The sequence below is a fragment of the Collinsella sp. AM16-21 genome, assembly GCF_003471905.1.
Taxonomy (GTDB): domain Bacteria; phylum Actinomycetota; class Coriobacteriia; order Coriobacteriales; family Coriobacteriaceae; genus Collinsella.
Genome location: NZ_QRKJ01000030.1, coordinates 1 through 4,331 on the forward strand (window position 1 = coordinate 1; position 4,331 = coordinate 4,331).

Genomic DNA, 4,331 nt, shown 5'->3' on the forward strand with positions numbered 1-4,331 from the left:
GTACGGATGAATGTGGGAGGTGTTCGGATAAAGTCGATAATCAAGGTACCAATTTTTGGTATACGAATTTACCTGCGGTTTGCTGAAAGCTCTGACATGCGCTGTCGACTTCATTAAAATCGATTGCCGATCAAGTCTTCCTATATATGCGAGCCCTGAGAAACTGCGCTGTGAACCTGAGACTGCTATCGATCGGCCCGGTGCACCGGGCCGCTGTCCTCGAGCCGGCATCAGCTTGCCGGTCTCAAAACGTATACTTGATTTAAGGCGGAGTGGAATGTGGGCGCGCAAGGAGATGCGGAATCGATGAGAGCCTCAAAAAAAATTACTGCAGTGTTATCATCTTTCATCCTCTCTATTCTTCCATTTCTGATTCTATGGGCGGCTTGGTCAGTCCTCCCTGATACAATTCCCGCTCATTGGAGTGGGGGTGTGGTTGATCGATGGGGTAATAAGCTTGAATTGCTGGTTGTTCCGCTGTTTTCCCTGATTGGTTCTATTGCAATTTCTGTGTACCTTATTGTTTCCACGCGGCGAAGAGAGTTCGCGGATTTCTCTGTTCGAATGCGACGGGACTTTGTTGCGTGCTATATTTCTAGTCTTCTTTTATCGACAACCTGCTCAGTGATAATTGCCGTTTGGGTTCAGTTGATTCTTACGCAAAGCACTGCGGTTGATGGGGGGCTTGGACTATCGATCCTGTATTCCCTTCCCGGGCTATATGTGATCTTGTGCGCTTTGCCGCCTTTTTATGCGAGCGGCGAGAGCAAAAAGGCAGAGCGCCTGATAACAGTTCTTATTGGCGGCGCGGAGATTGTTCTTTGTGGAATAGTGCTTGAAGGTTCGGCTGCCTCTTATGCGATGATTGGACTGATGATTCTGTTCTGTGCGTTTGAGATTGTGTCACTGGTAAGGGATAGCCGGTCCTTATGAGTTGAATTACGCGCGTGCGGATATAAAGGGTGGCATGTTAAATTTGTTGAAAACTCTGACATGCGCTGCCGACTTCATTAAAATCGATTGCCAATCAAGTCTTCCTATATATGCGAGCCCTGAGAAGCTGCGCTGTGAACCTGAGACCGCTATCGATCGGCCCGGTGCACCGGGCCGCTGTCCTCGAGCCGGCATCAGCTTGCCGGTCTCAAAACGTATGCCGTCCGGTACGACCAACAGCCGAGTCTTGCGCCCAGTTCGAGCAGCGCCAGAGCCCCGTGCCGGAACCCACGCAGCCGATGGCAGGGGAATTCAGCCGCGGCCATCGAGGAGCCGACCCAGGGACGGCGCCCCCAGTCCTCGAAAGATTTCCACCGCCCCCTACAGGCCTGGATTGATTTAACAGTTGATTTAATCTGGCTGAACAAGCCGAGCATGGGCCGGTTGACAAAATGTAAGGTAAAATAGCAGATACGACCGTACGCCGGTGCGGGGTTCGGGTGATGTGATAGAAAGTAATACACGTATTACATCTAACCGGGAGGTGCATCATGGCAACCGCCACCGCAGCCCTGAGAACCCCCGAGGACCTCGCGAACAGGTACGACCGCCTGGCGAAGTCGACGGGCCGCACGAAAACCTTCTACATGACGGAGGCGCTTGCCGCAGAGATAGGCAGGCTCGAATACGAGTACGGCCTCATGAATTATCCGGGAAGCGTTTGGTTGCGAGGTATGCCAGTGTGAGAGCCTGATTCGTCAGGCCCCGCACAGGGGGACCGCGATGGTGGCCACCGCGCCGCCCGAGGGGCTGTTGGCGAGCGAGACGGAGCCCCCGTGGGCGCTCGCGGCCTCGGAGGCGACGTGGAGGCCGAGCCCGTAATGGCGGCCTCCGTCGCGCGAGGAGCGAGAGGAGTCGTCTGTGAAGAGGCGCTCGCAGCCGCGTTCGAGGGCGGCGGGAGAAAAGCCCGGTCCGTCATCGGCGACCTCGATGACGAGGTATCCACCAGCGACGTCGCAGGAGACCACCACGCGCGAGCGCGCGTGCTCGGCGGCGTTGGCCACGAGGTTCGCGGCGGCTCGCGCCAGGGTGGTTCGTTCGAGTGGGGCCTCAGGCGCGCCCGCGACAGCGGGGCCCGTGGCTGCGTCGAGCGTCACGCCTCGCGCCCGGGCGATCTGGGCGGCCTCGGCGAGGACCTGCTCGCAGAGCTCGGCCGGCCGCATGGGGGCCCTCTCCGCCCCGCCGGACCCGCGCGAGGCCTCGATGAGCAGGCGCACGTAGCCGTCGAGCCTTTCGACACTGCCGGCTATGTCGCGCGCGGCGGCCGCGAGGTCGGCGTCTTTCTCGTCTTCCAGCTCCTCCGCCACGAAGTCGGCGTTGGCGCGCAGCACGGTGAGCGGCGTCTTGAGATCGTGGGCGAGCGACGCCACCTGCTCGCGCTGCCCCCGCTCCGCGGCCCAGCGGGCCTCGAGCGACTCGGCGAGGGAGGCCCGCATGGCGTCCATCGCGGCGAGGACGTCGTTCACCTCGCGCACGTTGGTGCTGCCGACCGCGAAGTCGAGCTCCCCCGCGCCGACGCGCCCCGCCGCCTCCGCGAGCGGCGCCATCTTGCGCGAGATCACGCGGCTCGCGCGGCGCGCCACGAGCGCGAGCGCGAGCGCGCTTCCCGCCGCGACGCCGACGAGCATGAGGTTCTGCGGGTTGGGAAGCAGGCCGGCGAGATCGCGCGAGACCCACTGCGGCAGGTACTCGCTGACGAGCGCGCATGCCCCGCCGTCCTTGAGCGGGAACGCGGCGTAGGTGAGGCCCGAGCCCCCGCCCTCGATCTCCACTGTGCCCGGATCAGCGGCGAGTGCCGTACGGGCCATTTCCGTCGCGTCCTCGAGCCGCGTGCCCTCGAGGTCTGTCATCAGCACGTATCCGTCCTTGTTCAGGATGAGGTAGCGGTACGCCGTCGGCACGTCCTGCTGCCCGCAGACGCCGTCGCGTGCCAGGCCCTCCGCGACCTCGCGTGCATTGGCCGGCCCCCAGCTTGCCTCGTAGACGAAGCCCGCATTGATCGCCGCGGAGAGCGCCATGAACGAGGCGAGCCACGCCGTGGCGACCGCCGCGAACGCGTAGGCGAAGTAGCGCGCGATGACGAAGGAGAGCGGCATGCCCCCGCGACCTCGCGCCCCGGTCCTCAGAGCTGCCACTTGTACCCCATCCCCCAGACGGTCGCGATCGGATCGGCGCCGGCCTCGGAGAGTTTCCTCCGGGCGCGGCTGACCTGCATGGATATGGCCGCGTCGTCGGCGTCGCTCTCCCAGCCGAGCACCGCCTCGCGTATCTGCGCGCGGCTCATGACCTGCCCGGGGTGGCGCGCGAGGTACTCGCAGATGGCGTACTCGGTGGGAGTGAGCGGCACGGTCTCGCCGCCCACGGCGAGGTCGCGCGCCCCGAGGTCGATCCGCACCTCCCCGAAGGAGAGGGCGTGCGAGCGCGGCCGGCGCTCACGGCGTAGATGGGCCGCGACCTTGGCGCGCAGTTCCGCGGCCCCGAAGGGCTTGCGGACGTAGTCGTCGGCGCCCAGGCCGTAGGCGGCCACGGCGTCCTCCTCGGCCACGCGCGCGGTCAGGAAGACGATGGGCCCGTCGAAGTCCGGGCGGATCTGCCGCACGAGCTCGAAGCCGTCGAGCCCCGGCATCATGACGTCGCAGAGCACGAGGTCGAAGCGCGAGAGGTCCATCCCCGGGACTGTCGTCGGGTCGGCCGCCCTGACGACCTCATGGCCGTCGCGGCCGAGGACGCGCGCGAGCGCGTCGAGGATCGCCCGTTCATCATCCACTGCCAGTATCCTCGCCATGTTCGACCTCCTGAAACTCTCGTCGGAATTGTACTAGCGCCGCACTCAGCGGTCCAGAGCCCTGCGCGCAGCCGCGGGCGCCTCGGCCGCGTCGCACGCGTGGTAGCGCACGCCCGAGCCGCCGCGCGCCTCGATCTCGAGCCAGCCCTCGCCGTCCGACTCCCGCCCGAAGAAGATGAGCTGGAGCTCTCGGACATTGCCCCTGTCGTCCGCAGCGTCGAGCAGGGCATTCCCACCCAGGACGAGCGCTGCGGAGAGGAGGACGAGCATGGCGGCGAGCGCCTTCCTACGCATCTGCCCTCCCGTCCTCGAAGCGGCAGAACCAGGCGAGAAGGACGGCGGCGGCTGCCAGGGTGAGCGCGAGGCCAGCGAGCGCAGTCGTGAGGAGAGGGCCCGCCGCGCGTGCGGCGTCGATGAAGGCCTCCACCACGAGCGACCCCAGGCGCGCGGGCCAGGCGAGCGGCACCCAGCCCAGGGGCGTCGCCAGGGCACCGGTGAGCTCGCCGGTCATGAGGCCGTGTGCAAGTCCGCCCACCGAGAAGAACGCGAGGAG

General features: G+C 64.7%; 5 protein-coding genes and 1 pseudogene. 2 read left to right on the plus strand and 4 right to left on the minus strand.

Annotated elements, in window-relative coordinates:
* The first annotated feature begins 279 nt into the window (after window positions 1-279).
* Both DW180_RS09995 and DW180_RS10000 read left to right on the plus strand, forming a co-directional pair.
* A complete protein-coding gene (locus tag DW180_RS09995) occupies window positions 280-933 on the plus strand; it encodes a DUF1648 domain-containing protein (protein ID WP_147327790.1) in 654 nt (217 codons plus the stop codon).
* Window positions 934-1,484: 551 nt separating this feature from the next.
* The gene (locus DW180_RS10000) at window positions 1,485-1,679 is read left to right on the plus strand and encodes a ribbon-helix-helix domain-containing protein (protein ID WP_117717075.1); all 195 of its coding nucleotides are present in this window, start codon (window positions 1,485-1,487) and stop codon (window positions 1,677-1,679) included.
* 12 nt (window positions 1,680-1,691) lie between these two features.
* Here DW180_RS10000 and DW180_RS10005 read toward each other — a convergent pair whose 3' ends face one another.
* The 4 genes and pseudogenes from DW180_RS10005 to DW180_RS10310 form a co-directional block, all read right to left on the minus strand.
* The gene (locus DW180_RS10005) at window positions 1,692-3,089 is read right to left on the minus strand and encodes a sensor histidine kinase KdpD (RefSeq protein ID WP_118238520.1); all 1,398 of its coding nucleotides are present in this window, start codon (window positions 3,087-3,089) and stop codon (window positions 1,692-1,694) included.
* 26 nt (window positions 3,090-3,115) lie between these two features.
* Window positions 3,116-3,778: a response regulator transcription factor gene (locus tag DW180_RS10010; RefSeq protein ID WP_117717073.1), complete on the minus strand. Its 663-nt coding sequence runs from the start codon at window positions 3,776-3,778 to the stop codon at window positions 3,116-3,118.
* A gap of 45 nt (window positions 3,779-3,823) precedes the next feature.
* Window positions 3,824-4,072: a hypothetical protein gene (locus DW180_RS10015; protein WP_117583175.1), complete on the minus strand. Its 249-nt coding sequence runs from the start codon at window positions 4,070-4,072 to the stop codon at window positions 3,824-3,826.
* A pseudogene (locus tag DW180_RS10310) lies at window positions 4,065-4,331 on the minus strand (lantibiotic ABC transporter permease); the annotation flags it as partial. The gene DW180_RS10015 and the pseudogene DW180_RS10310, both read right to left, overlap by 8 nt.

Coding starts and splice junctions, on each gene's coding strand:
- DW180_RS10000 (WP_117717075.1), top strand. CDS start 1,485: ATGGCAACCGCCACCGCAGCCCTGAGAACCCCCGAGGACCTCGCGAAC.
- DW180_RS10005 (WP_118238520.1), bottom strand. CDS start 3,089: ATGCCGCTCTCCTTCGTCATCGCGCGCTACTTCGCCTACGCGTTCGCG.
- DW180_RS10010 (WP_117717073.1), bottom strand. CDS start 3,778: ATGGCGAGGATACTGGCAGTGGATGATGAACGGGCGATCCTCGACGCG.
- DW180_RS10015 (WP_117583175.1), bottom strand. CDS start 4,072: ATGCGTAGGAAGGCGCTCGCCGCCATGCTCGTCCTCCTCTCCGCAGCG.